Annotated in this window: 25 protein-coding genes and 1 pseudogene; 12 read left to right on the top strand and 14 right to left on the bottom strand. The window is 72.0% G+C overall.

What is annotated here, in order from left to right; translation table 11 throughout:
- Nucleotide 1: 1 nt before the first annotated feature.
- Entirely contained in the window at nt 2-973 is a 972-nt protein-coding gene (locus OJ254_RS17890; RefSeq protein WP_265363141.1) for a LysR family transcriptional regulator, read from the bottom strand.
- Between the two features lie 130 nt (nt 974-1,103).
- On the opposite strand from OJ254_RS17890, the gene OJ254_RS17885 reads away from it, so the two are divergent.
- The 3 genes from OJ254_RS17885 to OJ254_RS17875 are packed head-to-tail and all read left to right on the top strand — an operon-like array spanning nt 1,104 to nt 4,464.
- Entirely contained in the window at nt 1,104-1,772 is a 669-nt protein-coding gene (locus tag OJ254_RS17885; RefSeq protein WP_265365207.1) for a succinate dehydrogenase, read from the top strand.
- Between the two features lie 2 nt (nt 1,773-1,774).
- Nucleotides 1,775-3,724: a fumarate reductase/succinate dehydrogenase flavoprotein subunit gene (locus OJ254_RS17880; protein ID WP_265363140.1), complete on the top strand. Its 1,950-nt coding sequence runs from the start codon at nt 1,775-1,777 to the stop codon at nt 3,722-3,724.
- Nucleotides 3,721-4,464 carry a succinate dehydrogenase/fumarate reductase iron-sulfur subunit gene (locus tag OJ254_RS17875; RefSeq protein WP_265363139.1) on the top strand — a complete coding sequence of 248 codons (744 nt, stop codon included), beginning with the start codon at nt 3,721-3,723 and terminating at the stop codon, nt 4,462-4,464. The genes OJ254_RS17880 and OJ254_RS17875 overlap by 4 nt, the downstream gene beginning before the upstream one ends.
- A gap of 33 nt (nt 4,465-4,497) precedes the next feature.
- Here OJ254_RS17875 and hisF read toward each other — a convergent pair whose 3' ends face one another.
- Genes hisF through hisD form a run of 8 tightly spaced genes read right to left on the bottom strand, consistent with a single transcriptional unit; the run spans nt 4,498 to nt 10,328 of the window.
- Nucleotides 4,498-5,262 carry an imidazole glycerol phosphate synthase subunit HisF gene (gene hisF / locus OJ254_RS17870; RefSeq protein ID WP_265363138.1) on the bottom strand — a complete coding sequence of 255 codons (765 nt, stop codon included), beginning with the start codon at nt 5,260-5,262 and terminating at the stop codon, nt 4,498-4,500.
- Nucleotides 5,259-5,696, bottom strand: a complete 438-nt coding sequence (locus OJ254_RS17865) for a RidA family protein (RefSeq protein WP_265363137.1) — start codon at nt 5,694-5,696, stop codon at nt 5,259-5,261. The genes hisF and OJ254_RS17865 overlap by 4 nt, the downstream gene beginning before the upstream one ends.
- Nucleotides 5,693-6,418 carry a bifunctional 1-(5-phosphoribosyl)-5-((5-phosphoribosylamino)methylideneamino)imidazole-4-carboxamide isomerase/phosphoribosylanthranilate isomerase PriA gene (gene priA / locus OJ254_RS17860; RefSeq protein ID WP_261952042.1) on the bottom strand — a complete coding sequence of 242 codons (726 nt, stop codon included), beginning with the start codon at nt 6,416-6,418 and terminating at the stop codon, nt 5,693-5,695. The genes OJ254_RS17865 and priA overlap by 4 nt, the downstream gene beginning before the upstream one ends.
- A gap of 5 nt (nt 6,419-6,423) precedes the next feature.
- Entirely contained in the window at nt 6,424-7,074 is a 651-nt protein-coding gene (hisH, locus tag OJ254_RS17855; RefSeq protein WP_423835917.1) for an imidazole glycerol phosphate synthase subunit HisH, read from the bottom strand.
- The gene (locus tag OJ254_RS17850; RefSeq protein ID WP_030413628.1) at nt 7,071-7,235 is read right to left on the bottom strand and encodes a hypothetical protein; all 165 of its coding nucleotides are present in this window, start codon (nt 7,233-7,235) and stop codon (nt 7,071-7,073) included. The genes hisH and OJ254_RS17850 overlap by 4 nt, the downstream gene beginning before the upstream one ends.
- Nucleotides 7,232-7,825, bottom strand: a complete 594-nt coding sequence (gene hisB / locus OJ254_RS17845; protein ID WP_261952040.1) for an imidazoleglycerol-phosphate dehydratase HisB — start codon at nt 7,823-7,825, stop codon at nt 7,232-7,234. The genes OJ254_RS17850 and hisB overlap by 4 nt, the downstream gene beginning before the upstream one ends.
- Complete coding sequence (locus OJ254_RS17840; RefSeq protein WP_265363135.1) at nt 7,822-8,976, bottom strand: histidinol-phosphate transaminase; 1,155 nt, start codon at nt 8,974-8,976, stop codon at nt 7,822-7,824. Before OJ254_RS17840 ends, hisB begins: the two co-directional genes overlap by 4 nt.
- Before the next feature lie 26 nt (nt 8,977-9,002).
- Entirely contained in the window at nt 9,003-10,328 is a 1,326-nt protein-coding gene (hisD, locus tag OJ254_RS17835) for a histidinol dehydrogenase (RefSeq protein WP_265363134.1), read from the bottom strand.
- 307 nt (nt 10,329-10,635) lie between these two features.
- Here hisD and OJ254_RS17830 point away from each other — a divergent pair, with 307 nt between their 5' ends.
- The 3 genes from OJ254_RS17830 to ybaK all read left to right on the top strand — a co-directional run bounded on the left by OJ254_RS17830 (nt 10,636) and on the right by ybaK (nt 13,627).
- The gene (locus tag OJ254_RS17830) at nt 10,636-12,237 is read left to right on the top strand and encodes an oxidoreductase (RefSeq protein ID WP_265363133.1); all 1,602 of its coding nucleotides are present in this window, start codon (nt 10,636-10,638) and stop codon (nt 12,235-12,237) included.
- Between the two features lie 59 nt (nt 12,238-12,296).
- Nucleotides 12,297-13,037: an LON peptidase substrate-binding domain-containing protein gene (locus OJ254_RS17825; RefSeq protein ID WP_265363132.1), complete on the top strand. Its 741-nt coding sequence runs from the start codon at nt 12,297-12,299 to the stop codon at nt 13,035-13,037.
- A gap of 95 nt (nt 13,038-13,132) precedes the next feature.
- Entirely contained in the window at nt 13,133-13,627 is a 495-nt protein-coding gene (ybaK, locus tag OJ254_RS17820) for a Cys-tRNA(Pro) deacylase (RefSeq protein ID WP_261952035.1), read from the top strand.
- A 42-nt stretch (nt 13,628-13,669) separates the two neighbouring features.
- On the opposite strand, the gene OJ254_RS17815 is transcribed toward ybaK, so the two are convergent.
- The 4 genes and pseudogenes from OJ254_RS17815 to OJ254_RS17800 form a co-directional block, all read right to left on the bottom strand.
- The gene (locus tag OJ254_RS17815) at nt 13,670-14,341 is read right to left on the bottom strand and encodes an ABC transporter permease (RefSeq protein ID WP_265363131.1); all 672 of its coding nucleotides are present in this window, start codon (nt 14,339-14,341) and stop codon (nt 13,670-13,672) included.
- Nucleotides 14,342-14,409: 68 nt separating this feature from the next.
- Nucleotides 14,410-15,234 carry an ABC transporter permease gene (locus OJ254_RS17810; RefSeq protein WP_410011159.1) on the bottom strand — a complete coding sequence of 275 codons (825 nt, stop codon included), beginning with the start codon at nt 15,232-15,234 and terminating at the stop codon, nt 14,410-14,412.
- Between the two features lie 94 nt (nt 15,235-15,328).
- Nucleotides 15,329-16,338 (bottom strand): annotated as a pseudogene (locus OJ254_RS17805) (ABC transporter ATP-binding protein).
- 75 nt (nt 16,339-16,413) lie between these two features.
- On the bottom strand, nt 16,414-17,706 hold the full coding sequence (locus OJ254_RS17800) for an NYN domain-containing protein (protein ID WP_265363130.1): 1,293 nt from the start codon (nt 17,704-17,706) through the stop codon (nt 16,414-16,416).
- 275 nt (nt 17,707-17,981) lie between these two features.
- Between OJ254_RS17800 and OJ254_RS17795 the strand changes: the two genes are divergently transcribed.
- Nucleotides 17,982-18,149: a hypothetical protein gene (locus OJ254_RS17795; RefSeq protein ID WP_265363129.1), complete on the top strand. Its 168-nt coding sequence runs from the start codon at nt 17,982-17,984 to the stop codon at nt 18,147-18,149.
- Between the two features lie 69 nt (nt 18,150-18,218).
- Here the strand turns inward: OJ254_RS17795 and dnaE are convergent, their stop codons facing one another.
- Nucleotides 18,219-21,761 (bottom strand): DNA polymerase III subunit alpha, encoded by a 3,543-nt coding sequence (gene dnaE / locus OJ254_RS17790; RefSeq protein ID WP_265363128.1) that lies wholly within the window; start codon nt 21,759-21,761, stop codon nt 18,219-18,221.
- Nucleotides 21,762-21,981: 220 nt separating this feature from the next.
- On the opposite strand from dnaE, the gene OJ254_RS17785 reads away from it, so the two are divergent.
- The 5 genes from OJ254_RS17785 (at nt 21,982) to OJ254_RS17765 (ending at nt 26,875) form a co-directional block, all read left to right on the top strand.
- A complete protein-coding gene (locus tag OJ254_RS17785; RefSeq protein WP_265363127.1) occupies nt 21,982-23,337 on the top strand; it encodes a DUF2252 domain-containing protein in 1,356 nt (451 codons plus the stop codon).
- 111 nt (nt 23,338-23,448) lie between these two features.
- Nucleotides 23,449-24,108, top strand: a complete 660-nt coding sequence (locus OJ254_RS17780) for a hypothetical protein (RefSeq protein ID WP_261952028.1) — start codon at nt 23,449-23,451, stop codon at nt 24,106-24,108.
- A gap of 117 nt (nt 24,109-24,225) precedes the next feature.
- Complete coding sequence (locus OJ254_RS17775) at nt 24,226-25,092, top strand: thioredoxin domain-containing protein (RefSeq protein ID WP_265363126.1); 867 nt, start codon at nt 24,226-24,228, stop codon at nt 25,090-25,092.
- 101 nt (nt 25,093-25,193) lie between these two features.
- Entirely contained in the window at nt 25,194-25,907 is a 714-nt protein-coding gene (locus tag OJ254_RS17770; RefSeq protein WP_265363125.1) for a hypothetical protein, read from the top strand.
- 41 nt (nt 25,908-25,948) lie between these two features.
- On the top strand, nt 25,949-26,875 hold the full coding sequence (locus tag OJ254_RS17765) for a thioredoxin domain-containing protein (protein WP_265363124.1): 927 nt from the start codon (nt 25,949-25,951) through the stop codon (nt 26,873-26,875).
- The last annotated feature ends 49 nt before the right edge of the window (nt 26,876-26,924 follow it).

The following is a 26,924-nucleotide window of genomic DNA, read 5'->3' as shown; positions in this document are numbered from 1 at the left end:
CCTACGGCCGGTCGCGATCACCTGCCACGGCGCCGCGCGGCCCCCGCGGCGGGCCGGGGCGCGGGCGCGGGGCGGCGGACGGCCCGAGGCCCAGGTGTTCCTTGAGGATGCGTTCCAGTTCGCGGGCGGCGCGGGACGGGGAGACGTCGCCGCGGTGGGCGACGGAGACGACGCGGTGCATGCCGGGGGTGGCGAAGGGCGTGATGCGCAGGCCGGAGCGCTCGGCGACCATGCTGGGCACGACGGCGATGCCCAGGCCGGCGCGGACGAACCCGAGGACCGCGTCCATCTCGCCGCCCTCGACGGTGAAGGTCGGCTCGAAGCCGGCCGTGCGGCATGCCGCGGTGGTGAATTCCCGCAGGTCGTAGCCGCGGCGGAACATGGCCAGCGGGCGGCCGCGGAGGTCCTCGACGTGGATCCGGGTGCGCCGGCCGGTCACCGGGGCGGGCCGGTCCGGGGCGGAGACCACGACCAGTTCCTCGCGCAGCAGCTCGGAGGTGGCCAGGGCGGGGGCCTGGACGGGCAGCGGGGTGATGATCAGGGCGAGGTCGAGGGCGCCGTCGGCCAGGGCGCGCACCAGGTCCTGGGAGCCGTTCTCGGTGACGATCAGGTCGACGCCGGGGTAGGTCGCGTGGAAGGCGCTCAGGACGTCGGGGACGAGGCTGGCGCAGAGGCTGGGCGGGGCGCCGAGCCGGAGCCGGCCGCGGCGCAGCTGGGCGACGTCCTGGACCTCGCGGCGGGCGGTCTCGGCGTCGGCGAGGATCCGGCGGGCGAGCGGCAGCAGGGTCTCGCCGGCGTCGGTGAGGGTGATGTGGCCGCGGGCGCGGTGGAAGAGCTCGGCGCCCAGCTCCCGTTCCAGGGACCGGATCTGCTGGGAGAGCGAGGGCTGGGCGACGTGTTCGCGTTCGGCGGCGCGGGTGAAGTGGCGGGTGTCGGCGACCGCGGTGAAGTAGCGGAGCTGCTGCAGCTGCATAAGGGGAATGTAAGGCATCGATAGCCTTAGCCTATGGAGATGAGCCGGAGCATGTCTTGGACTGATGACGGCGCGCTCCTTACGGTCGGGATCCATGGCACTGGGCATACGGACGGACCGACGGCCGTCCATGACACAACGGCTCTGGGACTCGTCCGTCGGCAAGAAGACCGTGATGGCCGTGAGCGGGCTGGTCATGCTGCTCTACCTGGTCGTCCACATGATCGGGAACCTGAAGATCTTCTTCGGGCCGGGCGAGTTCGACCACTACGCGCACTGGCTGCGGGTGGTCGGCGAGCCGTTCATGCACCGCGAGTGGACGCTGTGGCTGGTCCGCGTCGTGCTCCTGGTCGCCGTCGTCGCCCACGCCACGTCCGCGTACCAGCTCAGCCGCCGCGACATCAAGGCCCGCCCCACCAACTACGTGCACAAGAAGCGCCGGGCCAGCTACGCCACGCGCACCATGCGCTGGGGCGGGATCATCCTCGGCCTGTTCCTCGTCTGGCACCTGCTCGACCTGACGACGGGCACGGTGCACCCCGGCTTCCGGCCCGGCCACCCGTACCGGAACGTGGTGGGCACCTTCTCCACCTCGTACGGCAACGTCCTCTACATCGTCGCGATGCTGGCGCTCGGCCTGCACGTCCGGCACGGCTTCTGGAGTGCCGCGCAGAGCCTCGGCGTGGGCAGCCGCACCCGTGACCGCCTCCTGAAGACCACCGCCAACGTCCTCGCGCTGGTGCTGACCGTGGGCTTCGTCTCCGTACCCGTCGCCGTCATGACCGGAGTGGTGAGCTGACCATGTCTCCTTACGCCGACTACGCGACCGGGGAGCCGGTCGCCGACACCAAGGCGCCGGCCGGACCGGTCGCCGAGCGCTGGGACACCCGCCGCTTCGAGGCGAAGCTGGTCAACCCGGCCAACCGCCGCAAGCACACCGTCATCGTCGTCGGCACCGGGCTCGCCGGCGGCGCGGCCGGTGCCACCCTCGCCGAACAGGGCTACCACGTCGAGCAGTTCTGCTACCAGGACTCCCCGCGCCGGGCGCACTCCATCGCCGCGCAGGGCGGCATCAACGCGGCGAAGAACTACCGCAACGACGGCGACTCGGTCCACCGGCTCTTCTACGACACCGTCAAGGGCGGCGACTTCCGGGCCCGCGAGTCCAACGTGCACCGGCTCGCGCAGATATCGGTCGAGATCATCGATCAGTGCGTGGCCCAGGGCGTGCCGTTCGCCCGCGAGTACGGCGGCCTGCTCGACACCCGCTCCTTCGGCGGCGTCCAGGTCTCCCGCACCTTCTACGCCCGCGGCCAGACCGGCCAGCAGCTGCTGCTCGGCGCCTACCAGGCGCTGTCCCGGCAGATCGCGGCCGGGAACGTCACGATGCACCCGCGGACCGAGATGCTGGACCTGATCGTGGTGGACGGCCGGGCGCGCGGCATCGTGGCCCGGGAGCTCGTCACCGGCCGCATCGACACGTACTTTGCCGACGCGGTGGTGCTCGCCTCCGGCGGCTACGGCAACGTCTTCTACCTGTCGACGAACGCCATGAACTCCAACGCGACCGCGATCTGGCGGGCGCACCGGCGCGGCGCGTACTTCGCCAACCCGTGCTTCACGCAGATCCACCCGACCTGCATCCCGCGCACCGGCGACCACCAGTCGAAGCTGACGCTGATGAGTGAGTCGCTGCGCAACGACGGCCGGATCTGGGTGCCGAAGGCCAAGGGCGACACCCGGCCGCCCGCCGGAATCCCCGAGGACGAGCGCGACTACTACCTGGAGCGCATCTACCCCTCCTTCGGCAACCTCGTCCCCCGCGACATCGCCTCGCGCGCCGCGAAGAACGTCTGCGACGAGGGGCGGGGCGTGGGCCCCGGCGGGCAGGGCGTGTACCTGGACTTCGCCGACGCGATCGCACGGATGGGCCGGGAGGCCGTCGAGGCCAAGTACGGCAACCTCTTCGACATGTACCAGCGGATCACCGACGAGGATCCGTACGAGGTGCCGATGCGGATCTACCCGGCCGTGCACTACACGATGGGCGGCCTGTGGGTCGACTACGACCTGGCGACCACCGTCCCCGGCCTGTTCGCGATCGGTGAGGCCAACTTCTCCGACCACGGCGCCAACCGGCTCGGCGCGTCCGCGCTGATGCAGGGCCTGGCCGACGGCTACTTCGTCCTGCCGTCGACGATCAACGACTACCTGGCGCGCCATCCGCACGAGGACGAGGTCGGCGCCGACCACCCGGTCGTCCAGGAAGTCCTCGCCGAGACCGAGGACCGGCTGCACCTCCTGCTGGCCGTCGACGGGGACCGCACGCCGGACTCCTTCCACCGCGAACTCGGCGAGCTGATGTGGGAGTTCTGCGGCATGGCCCGTACGGACTCCGGTCTGCGCAAGGCGCTGGGGCGCATCCCGCAGATCCGCGAGGAGTTCTGGCGCCGCATCAAGGTGCCCGGCACCGGGGCGGAGTTCAACCAGTCCCTGGAGAAGGCCAACCGGATCGTCGACTACCTGGAGCTCGCCGAGCTGATGTGCCTCGACGCGCTGCACCGGGCCGAGTCCTGCGGCGGTCACTTCCGCGAGGAGTCCCAGACGCCGGACGGCGAGGCCGCCCGCAAGGACGAGGAGTTCTCCTACGCGGCCGCCTGGGAGTTCACGGGTACGGGCGAGGCCCCGACCCTCCACAAGGAAGACCTGGTCTTCGAGTACGTCCACCCCACCCAGCGGAGCTACGCATGAGGCTCACCCTGCGCGTCTGGCGCCAGCAGAACGCCGACGCCGAAGGCGCCATGTCCACGTACGAGGTGGACGGCATCTCCTCCGACATGTCCTTCCTGGAGATGCTCGACACGCTCAACGAGGAGCTCATCCTCCGGGGCGAGGACCCGGTCGCCTTCGACCACGATTGCCGCGAGGGCATCTGCGGCGCCTGCTCGCTCGTCATCAACGGCGAGGCGCACGGCCCGGAGCGAACCACGACCTGCCAGCTGCACATGCGGTCCTTCCAGGACGGCGACACCCTCGACATCGAGCCGTGGCGGGCCTCCGCCTTCCCCGTGATCAAGGATCTCGTCGTCGACCGCTCGGCCTTCGACCGGATCATCCAGGCCGGCGGCTACATCACCGCCCCGACCGGCTCCGCACCGGAGGCCCACGCGACGCCCGTACCCAAGCCGGACGCCGACTTCGCCTTCGAGCACGCGGAGTGCATCGGCTGCGGGGCGTGTGTCGCCGCCTGCCCGAACGGGGCGGCGATGCTCTTCACCTCCGCCAAGGTCAACCATCTGGGCGTCCTGCCGCAGGGCGCCCCGGAACGCGAGTCCCGGGTCCTCGACATGGTGTCCCAGATGGACGAGGAGGGCTTCGGCGGCTGCACGTTGACCGGCGAGTGCGCCACCGCCTGCCCCAAGGGCATCCCGCTGTTCAGCATCACGAAGATGAACCGCGAGTTCGTCCGGGCGGCCCGGAAGGCGCGCTGAGCGCCCCGCCCGCGCAGGGGCGGGGCACGGTGGTCAGCGCACCGGGTGCCCCGCCTCGCGCAGGGTCTGCTTGACCTCGCTGATGCGGAGGTCGCCGAAGTGGAAGACGGAGGCGGCGAGGACCGCGTCGGCGCCGGCGGCGACGGCCGGGGGGAAGTGGGAGAGCTTGCCGGCGCCGCCGGAGGCGATGACCGGGATGGTGACGTGCTTGCGGACCGCCTCGATCATCTCGACGTCGTAGCCGTCCTTGGTGCCGTCGGCGTCCATGGAGTTCAGCAGGATCTCGCCGGCGCCGAGTTCGGCGGCGCGGTGCGCCCACTCGACGGCGTCGATGCCGGTGCCGCGGCGGCCGCCGTGGGTGGTGACCTCGAAGCCGGACGGCGTGCCGGCGTCGGTGCGGCGGGCGTCGACCGAAAGGACCAGGACCTGGCTGCCGAAACGTTCGGCGATCTCGCGGATCACGTCGGGGCGGGCGATGGCGGCGGTGTTGACGCCGACCTTGTCCGCTCCGGCGCGCAGGAGCTTGTCGACGTCCTCGGGGGTGCGGACGCCGCCGCCGACGGTCAGCGGGATGAAGACCTGTTCGGCGGTGCGGCGGACCACGTCGTAGGTGGTCTCGCGGTTGCCGGAGGAGGCGGTGATGTCGAGGAAGGTCAGCTCGTCGGCGCCCTCGTCGCCGTAGATCTTGGCCATCTCGACGGGGTCGCCGGCGTCGCGGAGGTTCTGGAAGTTGACGCCCTTGACGACCCGGCCGTTGTCGACGTCCAGGCAAGGGATGACTCGGACCGCCAGGGTCATCGCGGATCTCCTTCGGGGGCCCGGGGTGCGCTCCCCGGGGTTGCGCTGTCGCGGAATGCTTCGAGTTCGATCTGCACCAGCACCCGCGGATCGACGAAGCCGGAGACCACGACCATGGTCGCGGCGGGCCGCACGGCGTCGAAGAGCTCCTTGTGGGCCCGGCCGACGGCGTCCACGTCGCGCACGTGGGTGAGGTACATACGGGTGCGGATGACGGATTCGGCGCCCAGGCCGAATTCCCGCAGCGCGTCGAGGCCCTGCCGGAAGGCCGCGAGCGCCTGTTCGTACGGGTCCCCCTCGCCGTGCAGCACCGTGCCGGTGAACGGCAGGGTGCCGGCGACGAGGACCCGGTCCCCGGCCGCGACGGCGCGTGCATGGCCGAAGGCCCCCTCCCAGGGGCTGTCGGACTGGACGCGCCGCACGGCCTCGCTCATCGGGACACCGCCTCCAGGGCTTCCTCCAGGGTGAACGCCTTGGCGTAGAGCGCCTTGCCGACGATGGCGCCCTCGACACCCTCCGGCACCAGGCCCGCGATGGCCCGCAGGTCGTCGAGGGAGGAGACGCCGCCGGAGGCGACGACGGGGCGGTCGGTGGCGGCGCAGACGTTCCTCAGCAACTCCAGGTTGGGGCCCTGGAGGGTGCCGTCCTTGTTGATGTCGGTGACGACGTAGCGGGCGCATCCCTCGGAGTCCAGGCGGGCCAGCGTCTCGTAGAGGTCGCCGCCGTCGCGGGTCCAGCCGCGGCCGCGCAGCGTCGTCCCCCGGACGTCCAGGCCGACCGCGATCCGGTCGCCGTACTCGGCGATGATCTTGGCGACCCACTCGGGGTTCTCCAGCGCCGCGGTGCCGATGTTGACCCGGGTGCAGCCGGTGGCCAGCGCCGCGGCGAGCGAGGCGTCGTCGCGGATGCCGCCGGACAGCTCGACCTTGATGTCCATCGAGCGGGCCACCTCGGCGATCTGCGCGCGGTTGTCGCCGGTGCCGAAGGCCGCGTCGAGGTCGACGAGGTGCAGCCACTCGGCGCCGGCGCGCTGCCAGGCGAGTGCCGCCTCCAGCGGGTCGCCGTAGGAGGTCTCCGAGCCGGACTCACCGTGCACCAGGCGGACGGCCTGGCCGTCGCGGACGTCGACGGCGGGCAGCAGTTCAAGCGTGTTCACAGCGTTCACAGCGTTTCGATCCAGTTGGTCAGGAGCTGGGCACCGGCGTCGCCGGACTTCTCGGGGTGGAACTGGGTGGCCCACAGCGGGCCGTTCTCGACCGCGGCCACGAACGGTTCGCCGTGCGTGGCCCAGGTGACCTTGGGTGCGGCGAGGTGCGGGTTGCCGATCTCCAGCTCCCAGTCGTGCACCGCGTAGGAGTGCACGAAGTAGTAGCGGGCGTCGGCGGGCAGCCCGGCGAACAGCCGCGAGCCCTCGGGGGCTTCGACGGTGTTCCAGCCCATGTGCGGGACGATGTCGGCCTTGAGCGGGCCGACCGTGCCGGGCCACTCGTCCAGGCCCTCGGTCTCCACGCCGTGCTCGATGCCGCGGCCGAAGAGGACCTGCATGCCGACGCAGATGCCCATGACCGGGCGGCCGCCGGCCAGCCGGCGTCCGACGATCCAGTCGCCGCGGGCCTCCTTCAGCCCGCGCATGCAGGCGGCGAACGCGCCCACGCCGGGGACCAGCAGCCCCTCGGCGTTCAGCGCCCGGTCGAAGTCCCGGGTGATCTCCACGTCCGCACCGACGTGCGCCAGCGCGCGCTCCGCGGAGCGGACGTTGCCGAAGCCGTAGTCGAGGACCACGACCTTCTTACGGGAGGACGGAGCGGTCAATTCCACACCTCCAGCCGCAGCACACCGGCGGCCAGGCACATCGCCGAGCCGACGGAGAGCAGCACGATCAGGCTCTTGGGCAGCTGCTGCTTCCAGAAGGAGTAGACGCCGCCGAGGAGGAAGAGCCCGAGGAGGATGAAGACGGTCGACAGGCCGTTCACAGCGCGCCCTTCGTGGACGGGATGATGCCGGCCGCGCGCGGGTCGCGCTCGCTGGCGTAGCGCAGGGCCCGGGCCAGGGCCTTGAACTGGCACTCCACGATGTGGTGGGCGTTGCGCCCGTACGGGACGTGGATGTGCAGGGCGATCTGTGCCTGGGCGACGAAGGACTCGAAGATGTGCCGGGTCATCGTCGTGTCGTAGCTGCCGATCATCGGCGCCATGTTCTCGGGCTCGGTGTGCACGAGGTACGGGCGGCCGGAAAGATCGACGGTCACCTGGGCGAGCGACTCGTCCAGCGGGACGGTGCAGTTGCCGAAGCGGTAGATCCCGGACTTGTCGCCGAGGGCCTGCTTGAAGGCGGCACCGAGCGCGAGGGCGGTGTCCTCGATGGTGTGGTGGGTGTCGATGTGCAGGTCGCCGTCGGTCTTGACCTTGAGGTCGAACAGGCCGTGCCGGCCGAGCTGGTCGAGCATGTGGTCGTAGAAGCCGACACCCGTCGACACGTCGACCTCGCCCCGGCCGTCGAGGTCGATCTCGACGAGCACGGAGGTTTCCTTCGTGGTGCGCTCCACGCGCCCGACGCGGTTCATGCGCTCTGCTCCTTCAGGGGTGTGGGGGTGTCCCCCACGAACTTCACTAGTTCACGGGCCGCGTCGAGGAACGCGTCGTTCTCCGCCGGGGTGCCCGCGGAGACCCGCAGCCGTCCCGGTACGCCGTTGTCGCGGACCAGCACGCCGCGGTCGAGGAACTGCTGCCAGACCGCGTGGGCGTCGTCGAACCGCCCGTACTGGACGAAGTTGGCGTCCGACTCCGTCACGTCGTAGCCGATGGCGCGCAGTTCGTCGACCAGCCGGTCGCGCTCCTGCTTGAGCTGCTCGACGTACCCCAGCAGGGTGTCGGTGTGCTCCAGCGCGGCCAGCGCGGTGGCCTGGGTGACCGCCGAGAGGTGGTACGGCAGCCGGACGAGCTGGACCGCGTCCACCACCGCCGGGTCCGCGGCGAGGTAGCCGAGGCGCAGCCCGGCCGCGCCGAAGGCCTTGGACATCGTGCGGGAGATGACGAGGTGGGGCCGCCCGGCGAGCAGCGGCAGCAGCGAGTCGCCGTGGCTGAACTCGATGTACGCCTCGTCGACCACGACCATCGACGGCTTGGCCTCCTGGGCCGCCTCGTACAGGGCGAGCACCGCCTCGGCCGGGACGGCGTTGCCGGTGGGGTTGTTGGGGGTGGTGATGAAGACGACGTCGGGGCGGTGCTCGGCGATGGCACGCTCGGCCGCCGGCACATCGATGGTGAAGTCGTCGTTGCGCGGACCGGAGATCCAGCCGGTGCCCGTGCCGCGCGCGATGAGCGAGTGCATCGAGTACGAGGGCTCGAAGCCGATCGCGGTGCGGCCCGGCCCGCCGAAGGTCTGCAGCAGTTGTTGGATGACCTCGTTGGAGCCGTTGGCGGCCCAGACGTTGTCGATGCCGACCTCGTACCGGCCGGTGCGGGTGAGGTAGCGGGCCAGCTCGGTGCGCAGCTCGACCGCGTCCCGGTCCGGGTAGCGGTTGAGGTCGCGGGCGGCCTCGCGCACCCGCTCCGCGATCCGCTCGACCAGCGGCTCGGGCAGCGGGTAGGGGTTCTCGTTGGTGTTCAGCCGTACCGGGACGTCCAGCTGCGGGGCGCCGTAAGGGGACTTGCCGCGCAGTTCGTCGCGCACCGGGAGGTCGTCCAGGCCGGCCACTGCGGAGTTGCGGGTCATGGGTGCGGTGCCTTGCTTCGTTCGCGTCACTTGCCTTCGGGGACCTTCCAGCCGAACCGGGCCTTGACGGCCGCCCCGTGTGCGGGCAGGTCCTCGGCCTCGGCCAGCGTCACGACGTGGTGCGCGACCTCGGCCAGCGCGTCCTTGGTGTAGTCGACGATGTGGATGCCGCGCAGGAACGACTGCACGGACAGCCCCGAGGAGTGGCAGGCGCAGCCGCCGGTGGGCAGGACGTGGTTGGAGCCCGCGCAGTAGTCGCCGAGCGAGACCGGCGCCCAGGGGCCGACGAAGATCGCGCCGGCGTTCTTCACCCGCTGGGCGAGGGCGGCGGCATCCGCGGTCTGGATCTCCAGGTGCTCCGCGCCGTACGCGTCGACGACCCGCAGGCCCTCCTCGACGCCGTCCACCAGGACGATCGCGGACTGCCTGCCGGACAGCGCCGGGGCGATCCGGTCGTCGACGTGCCGGGTCGCGGCGACCTGCGGCTCCAGCTCCTTCTCGACGGCCTCGGCGAGCTCCACGGAGTCGGTGACGAGGACCGCGGCGGCCAGCGGGTCGTGCTCGGCCTGGCTGATCAGGTCGGCGGCGACGTGCGCGGCGTCGGCGGTGTCGTCGGCCAGGATGGCGATCTCGGTCGGTCCGGCCTCCGCGTCGATGCCGATCTTGCCGGTGAAGTAGCGCTTGGCGGCGGCGACCCAGATGTTGCCGGGGCCGGTGACCATGTTCGCGGGCGGGCAGGACTCGGTGCCGTGCGCGAACATCGCGACGGCGGTGGCGCCGCCGGCCGCGTAGACCTCGTCCACGCCGAGCAGCGCGCACGCGGCGAGGATCGTCGGGTGCGGCAGCCCGCCGAAGTCGGCCTGGGCCGGGGAGGCGAGCGCGATCGACTCGACACCGGCCTCCTGGGCCGGCACCACGTTCATGATCACGGACGACGGGTAGACCGAGCGGCCGCCCGGGGCGTACAGCCCGACCCGCTCGACCGGCACCCACTTCTCGCTGACCGTGCCACCGGGAACGACCTGGGTGGTGTGCGGGGCGCGGCGCTGGGCGCGGTGGACGATGCGGGCGCGCCGGATGGACTCCTCCAGGCTCGCGCGCACGGCCGGGTCGAGCTCCTCCAGGGCACGGGTCAGCGCGGCGGCCGGCACCCGGACCTGGTCGAGCGTGACCCCGTCGAACTTCTCCGCGTACTCGATCAGCGCCGCGTCGCCACGATGATGCACGTCCTCGCAGATCGGCCGCACCTTCTCCAGGGCGGCTTCCACGTCGAACTCGGCACGGGGCAGCAGGTCGCGCAGGGCGCCGCCCTCGGGAAGGGCGTCACCGCGCAGATCGATTCGGGAGATCACGCCCCCAGTGTCTCAGACCCGCTCCCGCGCCCGGCCGCCCGTATCACTCAGTGATACACAGCGACGCGGGGGCCGGACGCAGGGTGACCCGGCGCCCCGAAGTTGACCGGAGTTGGCCCTGACCACGCGTGTTCAACAGGTCACCGGGCGGGCAAGGGCCACGTAGCGGCGTACGGGGAGACCTGCGGGAGCGGCTGCGGGACGCGCGCGGACCGGCGCACGGGATGCGTCCGAACAGGTTGCGACACGCGAAGACGGCGGAGCAGGCACGCGCCGCGGCGGACCACGGAATGGCAAGGGGGACACAGTGACGGAGACCAGGGACGGCGACGCGCCCGCCGACCTGCGGCTGACCTCGGCGGAATGGAGCATGTGGCAGGCGTTCCGCAACGGCAGCACCTGCGATCTGCACATCGGGGACCCGGTCCGCGACGATCCGCACGGGCAGCACCTGTGGGGCCCGGAGCGCCGGGTGCGGGCCCGCGTGGTGGCGCTGCTGCTGCTCGACGGACCGCCGGCGCAGCCGGGCCGGGTGTCGGCGCTGAAGCTGACCGGCGCGTACATCACGGACACTCTCGACGTCGCGGGCGGCACGATCAAGCCATTCGTGGAGCTGCGGGACTGCCGCTTCGAGGCCGAGGTGGTGCTGCCGGAGAGCCGGTTCAGCACGCTGCGGATGGTGAACTGCGCGATACCCCGGCTGGAGGCCGCCCGGCTGCACACCGAGGGCGATCTGCATCTGCCGCGGTGCGTGGTGCAGTCCGGCATCCGCCTCACCGACGCCCACATAGGCACCGACCTCATGCTCAACCAGACCGTCGTGCACAAGGACCGCCAGGGCCGCTCCATCATGGCGGACGGCCTGACCGTCGCCCAGGACCTGCAGGCCGAGATGCTGGAGTCCTACGGCGAGCTGTCGCTGCGCGGCGCCACGGTCGGGGTGTCGCTGAGCCTGCGCGGCAGCCACCTGAGCAACCCGTTCGGCCGCCGGGCGCTGAACGCCCCGCAGCTGACCGTCGAGCGCACCCTCTATCTGACCGCCGCGGGCCTGGCGAACTCCCCGTTCTCCAGCGGCGCCACTCCCCCGTACGGCATCACCACCACCCCGCCCCGCGGCACCCGTATGCAGCGCTTCGAGTGCGAGGGCGGGATGCGGCTGGACGACGGCCGGTTCGGCGACGCGGTCGACTTCGAGCACGCCCGGTTCGTCATGGAGTCCGACCAGGAGCTGTCGCTGCGCCGGATCCAGACGCCGGAACTGCGCTTCCTCGGCGAGCGGCCGCAGCGCGGCCGGGTGATCCTCTCCGGCGCCCGGGTCGTCAACCTCGTCGACAAGTCCGCGAGCTGGCCGGGCCTGGGCGGCCTGTGGATGGCCGGCTTCGCGTACGAGACGCTGATCCCGCGCGGCCACTTCCCGCTGGCGCTGCGCCTCCAGTGGGTCGCCGCGGCCACCCCCGAATACGCGCCCGAGCCCTACGAGATGCTCGCCGCCTCGCTCCGCGCCAGCGGCGAGGATTCCGACGCCCGCGAGGTCCTGCTGGCCAAGCAGCGCCGCCGCCGCGAGACGCTGCCGCTGGCCGCGAAGGCGTGGGGCTTCCTCCAGGACTGGACCGTCGCCTACGGCTACCGCCCCGGCCGCGCCGCGGTCTGGATGGCCATCCTCTGGGCCATCGGCACGGCCTACTTCTCGACGACCCCGCCCCCACCCCTCAAAGCGGGCGAGGCACCCCCCTGGAACCCGTACCTCTACTCCCTCGACCTGCTCCTCCCCGTCATAGACCTCAACCAGGACGCCGCCTGGAAACCAGGAGGAACCGCCCAATGGGCAGCGGCGATCCTCATCCTGGCGGGCTGGGTCCTGGCAACAACGGTGGCAGCGGGGGCGTCCCGCCTGTTGCGCCGGCAGTAGATCCCTCGTGGGCACCACGTCGCGGGAAGGCCAAAAACGTGGGCGGCTAGGCTAACGCCGTGACCTCGCTACCCCTCTTTCCGCTCAACTCGGTCCTGTTCCCGGGGCTCGTGCTGCCCCTGAACGTGTTCGAGGCGCGGTACCGGGCGATGATGCGCGATCTGTCCGCGCTGCCCGAGGACGAGCGCCGGTTCGCGGTGATCGCGATCCGGGACGGACGCGAGGTCGCACCCACCGCGCAGGGCCTGCCGGACACCACGCTGCCGGAAGAGAAGGGGCCCGCCGCGGGCTTCGGGGACGAGCCGATGCGGGCGTTCCACGCCGTGGGGTGCGTGGCGGACGCCGCGACCATCCGCGAGAAGTCGTCCGCCGCCGACACCGGCTACGAGGTCCTGGCGACCGGCACCACCCGCTTCCGGCTGCTGTCCGTGGACACCTCCGGGCCGTATCTGACCGGCGAGGTGGAGGAGCTGGAGGAGAGCCAGGGCGACGGCGCGGGCGCGCTCGCCTCGGGCGTCGTGCGGGCCTTCCGCACGTATCAGAAGCGGCTGGCCTGGGCGAACGAGCGGACCCTGTCCAGCGGACAGGACCTGCCGGCCGACCCGTCGGTGCTGTCGTACCTCGTCGCGGCGGCGGCCGTGCTGGACGTGCCGGCCAAGCAGCAACTGCTGGAGGCCCCGGACACCGCGGCCCGGCTCGGGCAGGAGCTGAAACTCCTTCGTCAGGAGTCGGCGGTGCTCGGTAAGCTCCCGTCGCTGCCGGCGGTGGAGCTGACCCGGCAGCCGACCAGCCCCAACTGACGACCGGTCGCGGCGGGACCGCCGGCGGACGGGTCCGACGCGGGGCACCCAGCGGCCCCCAGAGGCCCCCAGCCGCACGAAGAGGCACGAAGACGTTGGCGAAGAAGTCCAGGAAATCCGTCGGCACCCCGGCGACGGTCGCGCTCACCGCGGCCGGTGTCGCCTTCACCACCCACTCCTACGACCACGACCCGGCCACCGCCTCGTACGGCGAGGAGGCCGCCGAGGCGCTCGGCGTCGCCCCCGAGCAGGTCTTCAAGACACTGCTGGCGGACGTCGACGGGACGCTCACGGTCGCCGTGGTGCCGGTGTCGGGGTCGCTGGACCTCAAGGCGCTGGCGGCCGCGGTGGGCGGCAAGCGGGCCGCGATGGCCGATCCGGCGGTGGCCGAGCGCACCACCGGGTACGTCGTGGGCGGGATCTCGCCGCTGGGCCAGCGCAAGCGGCTGCCCACGGTCGTGGACGCCTCGGCCGAGGACCGGCCGACGGTGTGCGTGTCGGCGGGGCGGCGCGGGCTGGAGGTCGAGCTGTCGCCGCAGGACCTGGTGGCGCTCACGGGGGCGCGGCTGGCGCCGATCGCCCGGGGCTGAGGAGGGGCGTGCCAGGGGGCGGCCGTGGTGCCGCCCCCGTCGTCAGCCGTCGGCGGGCGGGTGGTGGCCGTGGTGGTCACCGGGCGCGGGCGCCGTGGACCAGTCCGGGGCCGGCGGTTCCGGGTCGCGGGGGCCGAAGAGTCCGGTCAGGACGAGCTGGGTCACCATCGCGGCGAGGGGCCAGGCCAGCAGGGCGCCCTTGGCCTGGAGGCGGAGCGGGCCGTAGAAGGTGACGCCGGGACCGACCTGCTTGGCGTGCGCGACGACGTCGGGGGTGGGGCCCAGCCACATGCCGGTGACCCAGCCGATGGCCGCGCCGAGGAGTCCGCCCACGGTGAGCGCCACGACCAGGGGGATGCCGCCGCGGCGGCGGACGAGGAACGTCACGGCGGCGCTGACCACGCCGAAGCCGAGGGACAGCAGCAGGAAGGTGCCGTCCGTGCCGATCGCCTCCTCGCCCTCGGTGTCCTTGAGGTAGACGTTGCGGGTGTCCGCGATCAGCGGGATGTGCGGGGCGAGCCAGTTCCACAGGACGCCGAGCAGTACGCCGCTGACCGCGACCACCAGCGCGATCAGCGCGGCCTCGCGCAGCTCGCGGCCGAGCGGGGGGTCGTCGGTACCGGCGGTGGCACCCGGGCCGGCGGCGGGCGCGGCGTCGGGGTGCTGCGGCTCTTCGGGCGGCTGGTTGTCGGAGGGCGTCAGCGGTGCGGTCACCCCGTCATCGTGCCAGGTGGGGCCGGTGGGACCGGAAGCAGGACGCCCGTTGGGCGCCGGGGCGCCGGTCATCGGGTCGCCGCGCGGCGGTAGGCCCAGGTGGCGACGGCCAGCGAGAGCACGCCGACGGCGGCGCAGACGCCGAGGTCGGCGCCGACCGCCGACCAGTCGGGGTGCGGGCCGAAGCTGCGGGCCAGCGCCTCCACGCCGTAGGTGGAGGGCAGCAGATCGCGCGCCCAGCCGACCAGCTCGGGCATCCGGGCGGCCGGCAGCACGCCCAGCAGCAGCGCCGCCGACATGCCCAACTGGCCGCAGAGCGTGGCGAGTTCGGGGCGCGGGGCGAGCAGTCCGAGGGCCGCGCCGAGCCCGGCCAGCGCGGCGCCGGCGAGCGGCAGCACGGCGGCCAGCACCCAGAGGTGGGCCATCGGCAGCTGGAAGAGCAGACAGCCGGTGACGGCGGTGACGAGGGTGCCGGGCACGGTGAAGGACGCGTAGGCGGCGGCCGCGCCGAGCACCACGGCGGCCGGCGGCACCGGCAGCGTCGCGTAGTGGTCGAGTCCGCCGCCGGCCCGCAGCTGGCCGAAGTACTGGGCGAGGAGGTTCAGCGCCACGAAGGCGACGACCAGCACGCTGGAGCCGGCGACCACGTCCCGGGCCGGGTCGCCGCCGTCGACGACCCCGCGCAGCAGGACCATGATCCCGATGGACTGGAAGGTGGCGACGAACAGCAGCGGTATCCGGGCGACCCGGGCGCGGGAGAGCTGGGCGCGGTAGACGGCGCCGAGCGCGGGCCCGAAGCGGGCGCGCGGCGCCAGCGGGGCGGCCTCGGCGGACGGATCCGCGGCGCCCGGGGACGTCGTCCCGGCCACCGCTTGCGCGGGAACCACACTCACCGTGTCATCCAGCCTTCCTCGTGGTGTCCCCCTTGCGTCGTCGGTCCCCCGGTCGCTCCCCGGTGTGCAGTACGTCCGCCGGGTCCCGCGGCGTTCATGCCTTCACCAGTCCCTCGGCGCGTCCGCCGAGCGCCAGGTAGACGTCCTCCAGGCTCGGCGTGGCGAGCGTGAAGTCGTCGAGGGCGGCGAACGCGGGGCCGGCGGTGACCGTGGTGACCGCGGAGCGGGCCTGGTCGGCGGGGAGCCGGAGGGTCCAGCGGCGGCCGGAGGTGCGCGCGGCGGCTTCGAGGGCGGCGACCTCGGGCACGTCCAGCGGCGGGCGGTCGCGCCAGACCAGCTCCAGCCGGACCTCGTCGCTGACCAGGTCCTTCAGCCCGCCGGGCGTGTCGCACGCGATGACCCGGCCGCGGTCGATCACCGCGACCCGGTCCAGCACGCTCTCGGCCTCCAGCACGTTGTGGGTGACCAGCACGACCGTGGCACCGCGCTCGGCCCGGCGGCGGTCCACCGCGGCCCATACGGCCCGCCGGGCGACCGGGTCCATGCCGGTGGTCGGCTCGTCCAGGACCAGCAGCGGGCGCTCGCCGGTCAGCGCGGTGGCGAAGCAGGCCAGCCGCCGCTGGCCGCCGGAGAGCTTCTTCAGGGGGCGGGCCGCGAGGTCGGTAAGGCCCAGCTCGGCGAGGACCGCGTCCCGCTCGGCGCGCGCCTCCCGGGCGCCGAGGCCGCGCAGCCGGCCGGTGGTCTCCACGGCCAGCGAGACGGTCAGCTCGTCGAGGGCGGTGGACTCCTGGCCCAGGTAGCCGAGCAGCCGGGCGGCGCGTTCGGGTGGCGCACCAGGTCGTGGCCGAGGACGTGGATGCTGCCGGCGTCCGGGCGGAGCAGGCCGGTCAGCTGGCGGACCAGGGTGGACTTGCCGGCGCCGTTGGGTCCGAGCAGCCCGAAGATCTCCCCGCGGCGTACGTCCAGGCTGATGCCGTCGCTGGCCCGTACGGCGGGGGCTGCTGCCGCCCCGCGGCGCCCGCGCGGTGCGGGGTAGGTCTTGACCAGCTCCCGCACGGCGATCACCGGCCCGCCGTGCTCCGGCCCTTCTGCGCCCGTCCTCACGAGCTATGAGGGTACGCGTCCCGGGCCCGCCGCCGGTCCGCGGGGCACCGTGGCGGGGGTGCCGGGTGGCGGTGGTCAGTCCCCGACGGGGGCGTGTTCCGCGGCGGTGCGCAGGTCGACCTCGCGCCAGAAGCCGGCCCGGATCGCGTAGCGGTCGTGCTCGTCGATCTGGTCGTCCTTGTGGGCGAGCAGCCCGAACCGGGCGGCGTAGCGCAGCAGTTCGCCGTCGATCCGGTGCGGGATGCGCGGGTACTCGGTCGACAGCTGCTGGAGGTGGACCGGGTCGGAGAGCCGCTCGGTCCAGCGGCGGGCGAAGACCTGGCCGACCTCGAAGGGGTCGCCGCTGACCGCGGTGATGTCCTCCTCACGGTCGGCCCAGCGCTGTTCGGCGCTGGTGAGCTGGGCGAGGGTGGGCAGGGCGGCGGTCGCGTCCGGTTCGCCGAGCGGGCCGCCGCGCTCGACCCAGCCCTTGTCGGAGGACCAGCGCAGGGTGGCGCCGGTCGCGCCGGCGGCCGGTGCGGCGCTCTGGCCGGCCGCCCGGTCGCGGCCGAGGCCGGCCAGGTCCTTGGGGGTGGGCACGCCCCTGCTGCCGCCGATGCCGGGCTCGCCGGCGGCGGGCTGGTCGCCGTCGGCGCCGGCGGCCGGGCGGGCCACGCCGTTGGCCGGGGTGCCCTGGTGGGTGCGGTCGGCGGTGTCCGGGCCGGCGGGCGAGGCGGCCGCCGCGGCAGCGGCGGCGACCGCGGACTCGGGCAGCGGTGCGGAGAGGATCGCGGCGATCTCGGGGCGCGGGACGGGCGGGGGCGCGGAGGGGCCGCCGAGCTCCTTGGCGCGCACCGCGCGGGTGATCCAGGTGCGGTCGAGGACGCGGCGCTCATCGGCCTCGGCGACCAGGTCCTCGGACTGGTTGTAGTCGCCGTCGGCGGCCTGGACGGCCCAGAGGTGGACGGCGACGCCGTGTTCCTTGGCGGACATCAGGCCGGGGAGCAGATCGCCGTCGCCGGTGACCAGGACGATGTCGGAGCAGGCACGGTTACGGGCGAGTTCGGTCAGCTCGGCGTGCATGGCGGCGTCCACGCCCTTCTGCGCCCAGCGGCCGTCGCTGCGGGTCAGGGCGCCCAGCCGGACGGTGACCCGGGGCATCACGCGCAGCCGGCGGTGCTCGGGCTGCGGGACGCGGTCGGGGGCGCCGTCGAACCAGTAGATGCGCAGCAGGGGGCGTTCGGTGTCCGCCTCGGCGCGCTGGCGCAGGCCCTGGATGAGGGCGGCGTGATCGACGGTGATCCGGGAACGGGCGGGCTCTCCGGCGAGCAGGCTCGCGGCGGCGCCGAGCAAGTATCCGGCGTCCACCAGGACGACGCAGCGATCCACGTTCCACCCTCTTCCCTGAGGTGCTGAAAGTCCGGTCGCCCCCCGGCTCGGCCCGTGGCACGAGTTTTCCTTCGGCTTTCCTTCGAGTCTGCCCGACCGTACGGGCGTTATCTGCCGGAACTGGATCATCGGCGTGGCGGATTCGGCGGGGATCTCGGGTACAGCGCGTGATCGCGCGCATTACAGAGGGTAATTGCCCGAAATGCAGGCTTCTGTCCCGCGTGTAAGTCTGGTCCCGGCCCCGATCCCAGATTCCCCCTCAGGAGGCAACGGTCATGGCCAAGGACAAGAAGCAGAACCGCAGTCAGAAGGCCACCAGTCCGGCGGAGCGCGGCCAGCAGGCGGCTCAGAAGTCGTCCATGGAGGCCCAGACGAAGTCGGTCACCGCCACCCCGGGGGATCTCGCCCGCAAGAACCGCGAGCGCCGGTTCGGCCACAACTGACGTGTGGGGCAGATGAATTGAGGGGCGCGTCCACGGCGGGACGCGCCCCTCGGGTGCACCGGCGTACCGTCAGCCGGCCAGGCAGGACGGGCCGAGCAGCACCTTGAGGTCGCCGAAGAGCGACGGGTCGGGGGTGACCCGGTGCCGGTCCAGCCGGAGCACCGTGGTCTTGCGGGCGCCCTGGAGCTTGATCCGCACCTCGGTGGAGCCGCGGTGGCTGCTGAGCACCTCACCGAGCTTCTCGACCATCGGCGGGGTGACCTTGACCGTCGGGATGGTGATCGTCACGGGGGCGTTGGCGCCGGCCTCGGAGAGGTCGGGGACCATCATCTCCATGGCGACCAGCCGCGGGATGTCCTCGCGCTTGTCGAGGCGGCCCTTGACGAACACCACGGTGTCCTCGACGAGTTGGGTGGACACCAGCTGGTAGGTGGCCGGGAAGAACATGCAGTCGATGGAGCCGGCCAGGTCCTCGACGGTGGCGATCGCCCAGGCGTTGCCCTGCTTGGTCATCTTGCGCTGCAGGCCGGAGATGATGCCGCCGATGGTGACGATCGAGCCGTCGGAGTAGTCGCCGCCGGTGAGCTGGGAGATGGCGGCGTCGGCCTTGTCGGACAGCACGTGCTCCAGGCCGAAGAGCGGGTGGTCGGAGACGTACAGACCGAGCATCTCGCGCTCCTGGGCGAGCAGATAGGTCTTGTCCCACTCGTCCTCGGAGAACTCCACGTCCAGACCGAAACCGGGGCCGTCGTCGGCGGAGTCGTCGCCCATGCCGCCGAAGAGGTCGAACTGGCCCTCGGCCTCCTTGCGCTTGACCTGGACGACGTTGTCGATCATCGATTCGTAGTGCGCCGTCAGGCCCTTGCGGGTGTGGCCCAGCTCGTCGAAGGCACCGGCCTTGATCAGCGATTCGGTGGTGCGCTTGTTGCAGACCACCGCGTCGACCTTGTCGAGGTAGTCCGGGAACGAGGCGTACTTCCCCTTGGCCTTGCGGCACCGGATGATCGAATCGACGACGTTCTGGCCGACGTTGCGGACCGCGGTGAGGCCGAAGAGGATCACGTCGTCGCCCTGAGCCGCGAAGTTGGCCTCGGACTCGTTGACGTTGGGCGGCAGCACCTTGATGCCCATACGGCGGCACTCGTTCAGATAGACCGCGGACTTGTCCTTGTCGTCGCGCACGGACGTCAGCAGCGCGGACATGTACTCGGCGGGGTAGTTCGCCTTGAGGTACGCGGTCCAGTACGTGACCAGGCCGTACGCGGAGGAGTGCGCCTTGTTGAAGGCGTAGCCGGCGAACGGGACCAGGACGTCCCAGAGGGCCTGGATCGCCTGGTCGGAGAAGCCCTTCTTCTTCGCGCCCTCCTGGAAGAGGACGAAGTTCTTCGCCAGCTCCTCGGGCTTCTTCTTGCCCATGACGCGGCGCAGGATGTCGGCCTCGCCGAGGGAGTACCCGGCGATGATCTGGGCGGCCTTCTGCACCTGCTCCTGGTAGACGATCAGGCCGTAGGTGAGGCCGAGGACCTCCTTGAGCGGCTCCTCCAGCTCCGGGTGGATCGGGGTGATCTCCTGGAGGCCGTTCTTGCGCAGCGCGTAGTTGGTGTGCGAGTCCATGCCCATCGGGCCCGGGCGGTACAGGGCCGAGACGGCGGAAATGTCCTCGAAGTTGTCGGGCTTCATCAGCCGCAGCAGCGACCGCATCGGGCCGCCGTCGAACTGGAAGACGCCGAGGGTGTCACCGCGGCAGAGCATCTCGTACGTCTTGGGGTCGTCCAGCGGGACGGAGAGCAGCTCCAGGTCGACGCCCTTGTTCTTCTTCACCATCTTGACGGCGTCGTCCATGATGGTGAGGTTGCGCAGGCCCAGGAAGTCCATCTTCAGCAGGCCGAGCGATTCGCACTGGGGGTAGTCCCACTGCGTGATCGTCACGCCGTCGGTGTGCCGCACCCAGATCGGGGCGTGGTCGACGATCGGCTCGCTGGACATGATCACGCCGGCCGCGTGCACACCCATCTGCCGGACCAGGCCCTCGACGCCCTTGGCGGTGTCGATGACCTTCTTCACGTCCGGTTCGTTCTCGTACATCGCGCGGATCTCGCCGGCCTCGTTGTACCGGGGGTGCGAGGGGTTGGTGATGCCGTCGAGGTCGATGCCCTTGCCGAGGACGTCGGCGGGCATGGCCTTGGTGAGGCGGTCGCCCATCGCGTACGGGTAGCCGAGGACGCGGGCGGAGTCCTTGATGGCGTTCTTGGCCTTGATCTTGCCGTAGGTGCCGATCATGGCGACCTTGTCGGCGCCGTACTTCTCCGTGACGTACCGGATCACCTCGACGCGCCTGCGCTCGTCGAAGTCGATGTCGACATCGGGCATGGACACGCGCTCGGGGTTGAGGAACCGCTCGAAGATCAGCCCGTGCTCGATCGGGTCGAGGTCGGTGATGCCCAGGGCGTACGCCACGATCGAACCGGCCGCGGAACCACGGCCGGGGCCGACCGCGATGCCGTTGTTCTTGGCCCACATGATGAAGTCGGCGACCACGAGGAAGTAGCCCGGGAACCCCATCTGGATGATGACGTCCATCTCGTACTCGGCCTGCTTCTGGCGGTCCTCGGGGATGCCGCCCGGGAAGCGGCGGGCCATGCCGCGCCGGACCTCCTCCTGGAACCAGGTGACCTCGGTGAAGCCCTCGGGGATGTCGAACTTCGGCATCAGGTCGCGCTTCTCGAACATCCCGGTGGTGTCGATCTGCTCGGCGACCAGCCGGGTGTTGTCACACCCCTGCTGCCAGGCGTCCGAGGAGTCGATGGCGTACATCTCCTCGGTGGACTTGAGGTAGTAGCCCGTGCCGTCGAAGCGGAAGCGGTCCGGGTCGGAGAGGTTCTTGCCGGTCTGGATGCACAGCAGCGCGTCGTGTGCCGTGGACTCGTGGGCGTAGGTGTAGTGCGAGTCGTTGGTCACCAGGGGCGGGATGCCGAGTTCCTTGCCGATCTTCAGCAGGTCCTCGCGGACCCGGCGCTCGATCTCGATGCCGTGGTCCATCAGCTCCAGGAAATACCGGTCCTTGCCGAAGATGTCCTGGTAGTCCGAGGCCGCCTGGCGCGCCTCGTCGTACTGGCCCAGGCGCAGCCGGGTCTGCAGCTCGCCCGACGGGCAGCCGGTGGACGCGATCAGGCCCTCGGACCACTGCGCGATGGTCTCCTTGTCCATCCGCGGCCACTTCTGCAGCCAGCCCTCGGCGTAGGCGTCCGAGGACAGCCGGAAGAGGTTGTGCAGACCGGTCTTGTCCGCCGCCCAGATGGTCTTGTGGGTGTAACCACCGGAACCGGAGACGTCGTCGCGCTTCTGGTGCGGCTGGCCCCACTGGATCTTGCGCTTGTTGCGCCGCGACTCGGGGGCGACGTACGCCTCGATGCCGATGATCGGCGTGACCCCGGCCTTCTGCGCCGAGTGGAAGAAGTCGTAGGCGCCGTGGAGGTTGCCGTGGTCGGACATGGCGATGTGCGACATGCCCATCTCGTTCGCCGCCTTGAACATGTCCGACAACCGCGCCGCACCGTCCAGCAGGGAGTACTGGGTGTGCACGTGCAGGTGCGTGAACGGCGGCTTGGCCACGGCGCGGGACCTCCGGAAGACAAGTGGGCGACTGGTGGACGGAACGGTCTCGAAGTCTACGACTCCCCACTGACACTCGCGGGGCACTCGTGGGTAGCCTCGGCCGTTGTCCCGGCAGATGTCCCGGCAGACCCGCCCCCGGCCCCGCCCGGGGGTGTCCCCCACACGGTCAGTTCCGGCTCTCCGCCCTTGTTTTCCGCACCCCAGGAGGCACCCAGCGATGCCGTCCCAGTACGCCCCGGCGCAGGACGCCGCGCAGCGCGGCGAGGAGATCCTCGCCGTCTTCGACACCGCCTTCGGAGAGCTGCTCGCCGCCGACCCCGCGGCATTCCGGGTGAAATTCCGGAAGATGGCCGCCTCCGCGTTCGCCTTCTACCGGGGCACGGCCTGCCTGTTCTACCGGGACCTGGCCGACGGCGCGGACCGCGGTCCGTACCTGGACGACCGCACCGGCCGGGTGTGGATCCACGGCGATCTGCACGCCGAGAACTTCGGCACGTACATGGACGCCACCGGCCGGCTGATCTTCAACGTCAACGACTTCGACGAGGCGTACGTCGGCCCGTTCACCTGGGACCTGAAGCGGTTCGCCGCCTCGGTCGCGCTGATCGGCTACGCCAAGGCGCTCGCTGACGAGCAGATCACCGAGCTGGTGCGGATATACGCCGGTGCCTACCGGGAGCGGATCCACGCGCTGGCCTCCGGCGCGAAGACGGACGAGGTGCCGCCCTTCACCCTGGACACCGCCGAGGGCCCGCTGCTGGACGCGCTGCGCGACGCCCGGTCGCTGACCCGCTTCGCGCTGCTGGACTCGATGACCGAGATCCGCGACTTCGAGCGGCGCTTCGCCGCGGGCGGCGGCAGCGTCGAGCTGGACGCGGCGACCCGCTACAAGGTGCTCGCCGCGTTCGACGGCTATCTGGAGACGCTGCCGGAGTCGAGCCTGGGCCGCCCCGACTCCTACCGGGTCAAGGACGTGGTGGGCCGGCGCGGCATCGGCATCGGCTCGGCCGGCCTGCCGTCGTACAACATCCTCCTGGAGGGCAACAGCGACGCCCTGGAGAACGACGTCGTGATCTACATGAAGCAGGCGCAGACCCCGGCCGTCTCCCGGCACATCACCGATGCCGCGGTCCGCGGCTATTTCGAGCACGAGGGCCACCGCACGGTCATCTCGCAGCGCGCCCTCCAGGACCACGCCGACCCGTGGCTGGGCTGGACGCAGATCGAGGAGGACGGGCGCCGCACCGGCCAGCTGGTCGCCGAGATCTCGCCGTACGCGGTCGACCTGGACTGGTCGGACATCGACGACCCGCAGGAGATCGCCGCGGTCGTCGCCGACCTGGGCCGCGCCACGGCCACCATGCACGCCGCGGCGGACGACGAGAGCGGCCACTCCCTGGTCCCGTTCTCGACCGAGCGGGCCATCGACGCGGCGATCGCCGCCGACGAGGACGGCTTCGCCCCGCTGCTGGTGGACTTCGCGCACTCCTACGGCGCCCGGGCCCGCGCCGACCACCAGATCTTCGTCGACCTCTTCCGCAACGGCCGGATCCCGGGCCTGACGGAGGCCTAGGGCCGGTCCGACGGGTCATGGCCGGCTCGGGGCGGGGACCCATGATCATGCCTGGTCGGGGCCCCGCCCCTTAGGCGCCGCTTATCCCGGCGCATGGCACACTCGGCAGCGATGGACATCTCGGCGGCACACCTGCGGGCACTGCGCGCGGCGCTCTTCACGGCGCTGTGCGTGACGCTGTCCGCGGGCTCCCACGTGCTGCTCTCCCGGATGCCGCTCCCGCTCAGCACCGTCGCCGCGCTCTGCGCCGCCGTCTTCGCGCTCGCCTACGCGCTGGCCGGCCGGGAGCGCGGCTACTGGCGGATCGCGGCGCTGCTGCTCCCCCTGGAGCTCGCCGCCGACCTGGTCTTCAGCCTGGGTCAGCACACCTGCTACGGCGCGGCGGGCGGCCCGGTGGCCGGCCCGCTGCGCTCGCTCGGGGTGGACCTGCTCTGCGGCGGCGGCAGCGTCGGCGCCCCCTTCCTGCGGCTCACCGACGAGGCTCCGGCGCCCGCCTCGGCCTGGCTGCTGCTGCTCGCGGCGCACCTGGCCGTCGGGCTGCTGGCGGCCGGCTGGCTGCGCCGCGGTGAGGCCGCGCTGGCCCAGCTGCTCGACGCGGTCTGCGCGGTCGCGTTCCGCCCGCTGCTGATCGCGGTCGCGGTCGTCGGCGCCACGGCCGCCCCGCGCCGCCCCGTCCCCGCCTCCGTACGGACCGGGCCGCGGGCCCGTGCCGTCCCCCTGCTCGTGCACTGCGTCGTACGCCGCGGGCCGCCCTGCGCGCTCGCCGCCTGAGGCCGGTTTCCACCCGGCCCGCGCGGCCCGGCAACCCCGTACGCGTACGCTCACCCGCGCCGCGTACGCCTCCCGCAGCACGCACACCCGTCCCACGGACCCACGGAGCAGGAAGTCATGAGCAACCGCAACAGCCAGGCCAACAAGCAGGCAGCCCGCGAGCGGCTGCGCGCCGAGCGCGAGCGGCAGGCGAAGAAGGACCGGATGCGCCGGCAGCTGATCGTCGGCGGCGCGATCGTCGGCGCGCTGGCGATCGCCGGCGGCATCGGGGTCGCGGTCGCCACCTCGGGGGGCGGCAGCTCCTCCGGCGGCGACGCCGCGGCCAGCGCGGGCGACAGCAAGGCGTGGGCGAAGGCCGCCAAGGCCAAGCTGGTCAAGCCCGCGAACACCACCGGCGCCAACGGCACGACCATCGTCGTCGGCAAGCCGGGCGCCAAGAACACCCTCAGCCTCTTCGAGGACCCGCGCTGCCCGGGCTGCTCGGCCTTCGAGCAGAACGTCGGCGCGACCGTCGAGAAGGACATCAAGGACGGCCGGTACAAGGCGCAGTACCACCTCGGCACGTTCCTCGACGCCAACCTCAAGGGCACCGGCTCCAAGAACGCGCTGTCCGCGCTGGGCGCCGCGCTCAACGTCAGCCCGGACGCCTTCCTGAAGTACAAGTACGCGCTGTACTCGAAGGAGTTCCACCCGGAGGAGACCGGCCCGGACAAGTTCGCCGACGACAGCTACCTGATCAAGGTCGCCGACACCATCCCGGCGCTTAAGGGCAACGCGGCGTTCCAGAAGGCCGTCAAGGCCGGGACGTACGACCGGTGGGCGCTGGAGATGTCCGCCGAGTTCAACTCCCACAAGGACGTCAGCAGCACCCCGACCCTGAAGGTCAACGACACCGTCATCGGCACGGACAGCCCGCAGGGCAAGGTGGCGCCGTCCACCGTCGCGGCCTTCAACTCGATGGTCGACAAGGAGCTCAAGCACTGACCTGACGGTCGTGGTAGTCCCCGGCCGGCGTGCGGTCCGCGCGCCGGCCGATGCCAAATCTTGACCCGGCCGAATGCCGTGCACATGGCAGACTCCCGACCGTGCAGGCGACGGGAGTGCGCCCGGGCGCCCGTCCCGCGGGCGTACCGGCGGTTCAGCTCAGGGTGGTGCGGGCGGCGCTGTTCACCGCGCTGTGCACCACCCTGTCCGCGGCCTCCCACGTGCTGCTCTCGCACGCCCCGTTGCCGCCCGCCGCGGTCGCCGCGATCTGCGCCGGTGTCTTCGCCGCGGCCTATCCGCTGACCGGCCGGGAGCGCGGCTACCGCGCCGTGGCCGGGCTGCTGGTGCCGCTGGAGCTGGCCGCCGACACCGTCTTCACCGCCGGGCAGCACACCTGTTACGCCCCGGCCGGCGGGCCGCTCGCCGGCCCGCTCCGCTCGGTGGGCGTCGATCTGCTGTGCCGGAGCGGCGAGTTGGGCACCCCGCTGGCACGGCTGGCGGCCCACCCCGGCGGTCCGCTGCCGCCGTCCGTACCGGCCGCCGCGCCCTGGCTGCTGCTGGCCGCCCACCTCACGGTCGGCCTGCTCGCCGCCGGCTGGCTGCACCGCGGGGACGCCGCCCTGGACGCGCTGCTGCGCGCCGCGGCGGCCGCCACCTTCCGCCCGCTGCTGACCGCGGCCGCGGTGGCCGCGGCGGCACTGCTCCCGCCCCGCCGCCGGGTCCGTCCGCTGCACCCACTGCCGCCGGCCCGCCCGCTCCCCCTCCTCGTGCACTGCGTCCGGCGCCGCGGCCCGCCCCGCCCGGCCGCCGTCTGACCTTCCGTACGCACCACCACACCACCGCGAGGGACCCCCACATGAGCAACCGCAACAGCCAGGGCAGCAAGCAGGCGGCCCGCGAGCGCATCCGCGCCGAGCGCGAGCGGCAGAAGAAGAAGGAGCGGCTGCGCCGGCAGCTCGTCGTGGCCGGCGCCGTGGTCGGCGTGCTCGCCGTGGCCGGCGGGATCGGCTTCGCCGTCCTCAAGGCCAACGAGCCGACCGGCTGGGAGGCCGCCAAGGAGGCCCGGCAGATCGCCCCGGCGCACACCCAGGGCAAGGACCACACCGAGATCCTGATAGGCGACCCGAAGGCCAAGGAGACCATGGAGGTCTTCGAGGACGTCCGCTGTCCGGCGTGCGCGGCCTTCGAGCAGAGCACCGGCTCGGCCCTCCTCAAGGACATCCACGACGGCCGCTACAAGGTCCGCTTCACGATGTACACCTTCATCGACGGCATGCAGGGCGGCGAGGGCTCCAAGAACGCGCTGAGCGCCCTGGGCGCCGCGCTGAACGTCAGCCCGGAGGCGTTCCTGAAGTACAAGTCCGCGCTGTACTCGGCGAAGTACCACCCCGACGAGCGCGAGGACCTCTACGCCAAGGACTCCGAGCTGCTCAAGGTCGCGGCCGACGTGCCGGAGCTGAAGGGCAACAAGGCGTTCGAGACCGCGGTCGAGAAGGGCACCTACGACCGCTGGGCGATGGACATGACGGCGCTGTTCGGCCGCAAGGGCGTCAAGGGCACGCCGACGTTCATGCACGGCGACAAGAAGCTGGTGATGGACCAGATCCCGCAGGATCCGCGGATGACGGAGGCGCAGTACAGCCAGCTGGCGAAGGCCAACTTCGAGAAGATGATCGACAAGGAGTTCGGCCCGGCGAAGGGCAAGAACTCCGGCGGGGATTCCGGCAAGAGCGGCGGAAAGGGTATCCGCGAGGGCGAAAAGGACCCCACGGGCGCCCACTGAGCGGACGGCCGGCAACGGGAGGGCGAATTCCGGTAATTCCCCTGCACTG

This window comes from Streptomyces endophytica, from assembly GCF_026153355.1.
In the GTDB taxonomy this organism is placed as follows: Bacteria; Actinomycetota; Actinomycetes; order Streptomycetales; family Streptomycetaceae; genus Streptomyces; species Streptomyces endophytica.
Note: the sequence above shows the minus strand (reverse complement) of the source record. Positions and strands in the feature narration are given on the sequence as shown.

What these genes read in the sequence shown, in the direction of transcription:
- OJ254_RS17890 (WP_265363141.1), bottom strand. Translation starts at nt 973, where the DNA reads ATGCAGCTGCAGCAGCTCCGCTACTTCACCGCGGTCGCCGACACCCGC.
- OJ254_RS17885 (WP_265365207.1), top strand. Translation starts at nt 1,104, where the DNA reads ATGACACAACGGCTCTGGGACTCGTCCGTCGGCAAGAAGACCGTGATG.
- OJ254_RS17880 (WP_265363140.1), top strand. Translation starts at nt 1,775, where the DNA reads ATGTCTCCTTACGCCGACTACGCGACCGGGGAGCCGGTCGCCGACACC.
- OJ254_RS17875 (WP_265363139.1), top strand. Translation starts at nt 3,721, where the DNA reads ATGAGGCTCACCCTGCGCGTCTGGCGCCAGCAGAACGCCGACGCCGAA.
- hisF (WP_265363138.1), bottom strand. Translation starts at nt 5,262, where the DNA reads ATGACCCTGGCGGTCCGAGTCATCCCTTGCCTGGACGTCGACAACGGC.
- OJ254_RS17865 (WP_265363137.1), bottom strand. Translation starts at nt 5,696, where the DNA reads ATGAGCGAGGCCGTGCGGCGCGTCCAGTCCGACAGCCCCTGGGAGGGG.
- hisB (WP_261952040.1), bottom strand. Translation starts at nt 7,825, where the DNA reads ATGAACCGCGTCGGGCGCGTGGAGCGCACCACGAAGGAAACCTCCGTG.
- OJ254_RS17840 (WP_265363135.1), bottom strand. Translation starts at nt 8,976, where the DNA reads ATGACCCGCAACTCCGCAGTGGCCGGCCTGGACGACCTCCCGGTGCGC.
- OJ254_RS17795 (WP_265363129.1), top strand. Translation starts at nt 17,982, where the DNA reads ATGGCCAAGGACAAGAAGCAGAACCGCAGTCAGAAGGCCACCAGTCCG.
- OJ254_RS17785 (WP_265363127.1), top strand. Translation starts at nt 21,982, where the DNA reads ATGCCGTCCCAGTACGCCCCGGCGCAGGACGCCGCGCAGCGCGGCGAG.
- OJ254_RS17780 (WP_261952028.1), top strand. Translation starts at nt 23,449, where the DNA reads ATGGACATCTCGGCGGCACACCTGCGGGCACTGCGCGCGGCGCTCTTC.
- OJ254_RS17775 (WP_265363126.1), top strand. Translation starts at nt 24,226, where the DNA reads ATGAGCAACCGCAACAGCCAGGCCAACAAGCAGGCAGCCCGCGAGCGG.
- OJ254_RS17765 (WP_265363124.1), top strand. Translation starts at nt 25,949, where the DNA reads ATGAGCAACCGCAACAGCCAGGGCAGCAAGCAGGCGGCCCGCGAGCGC.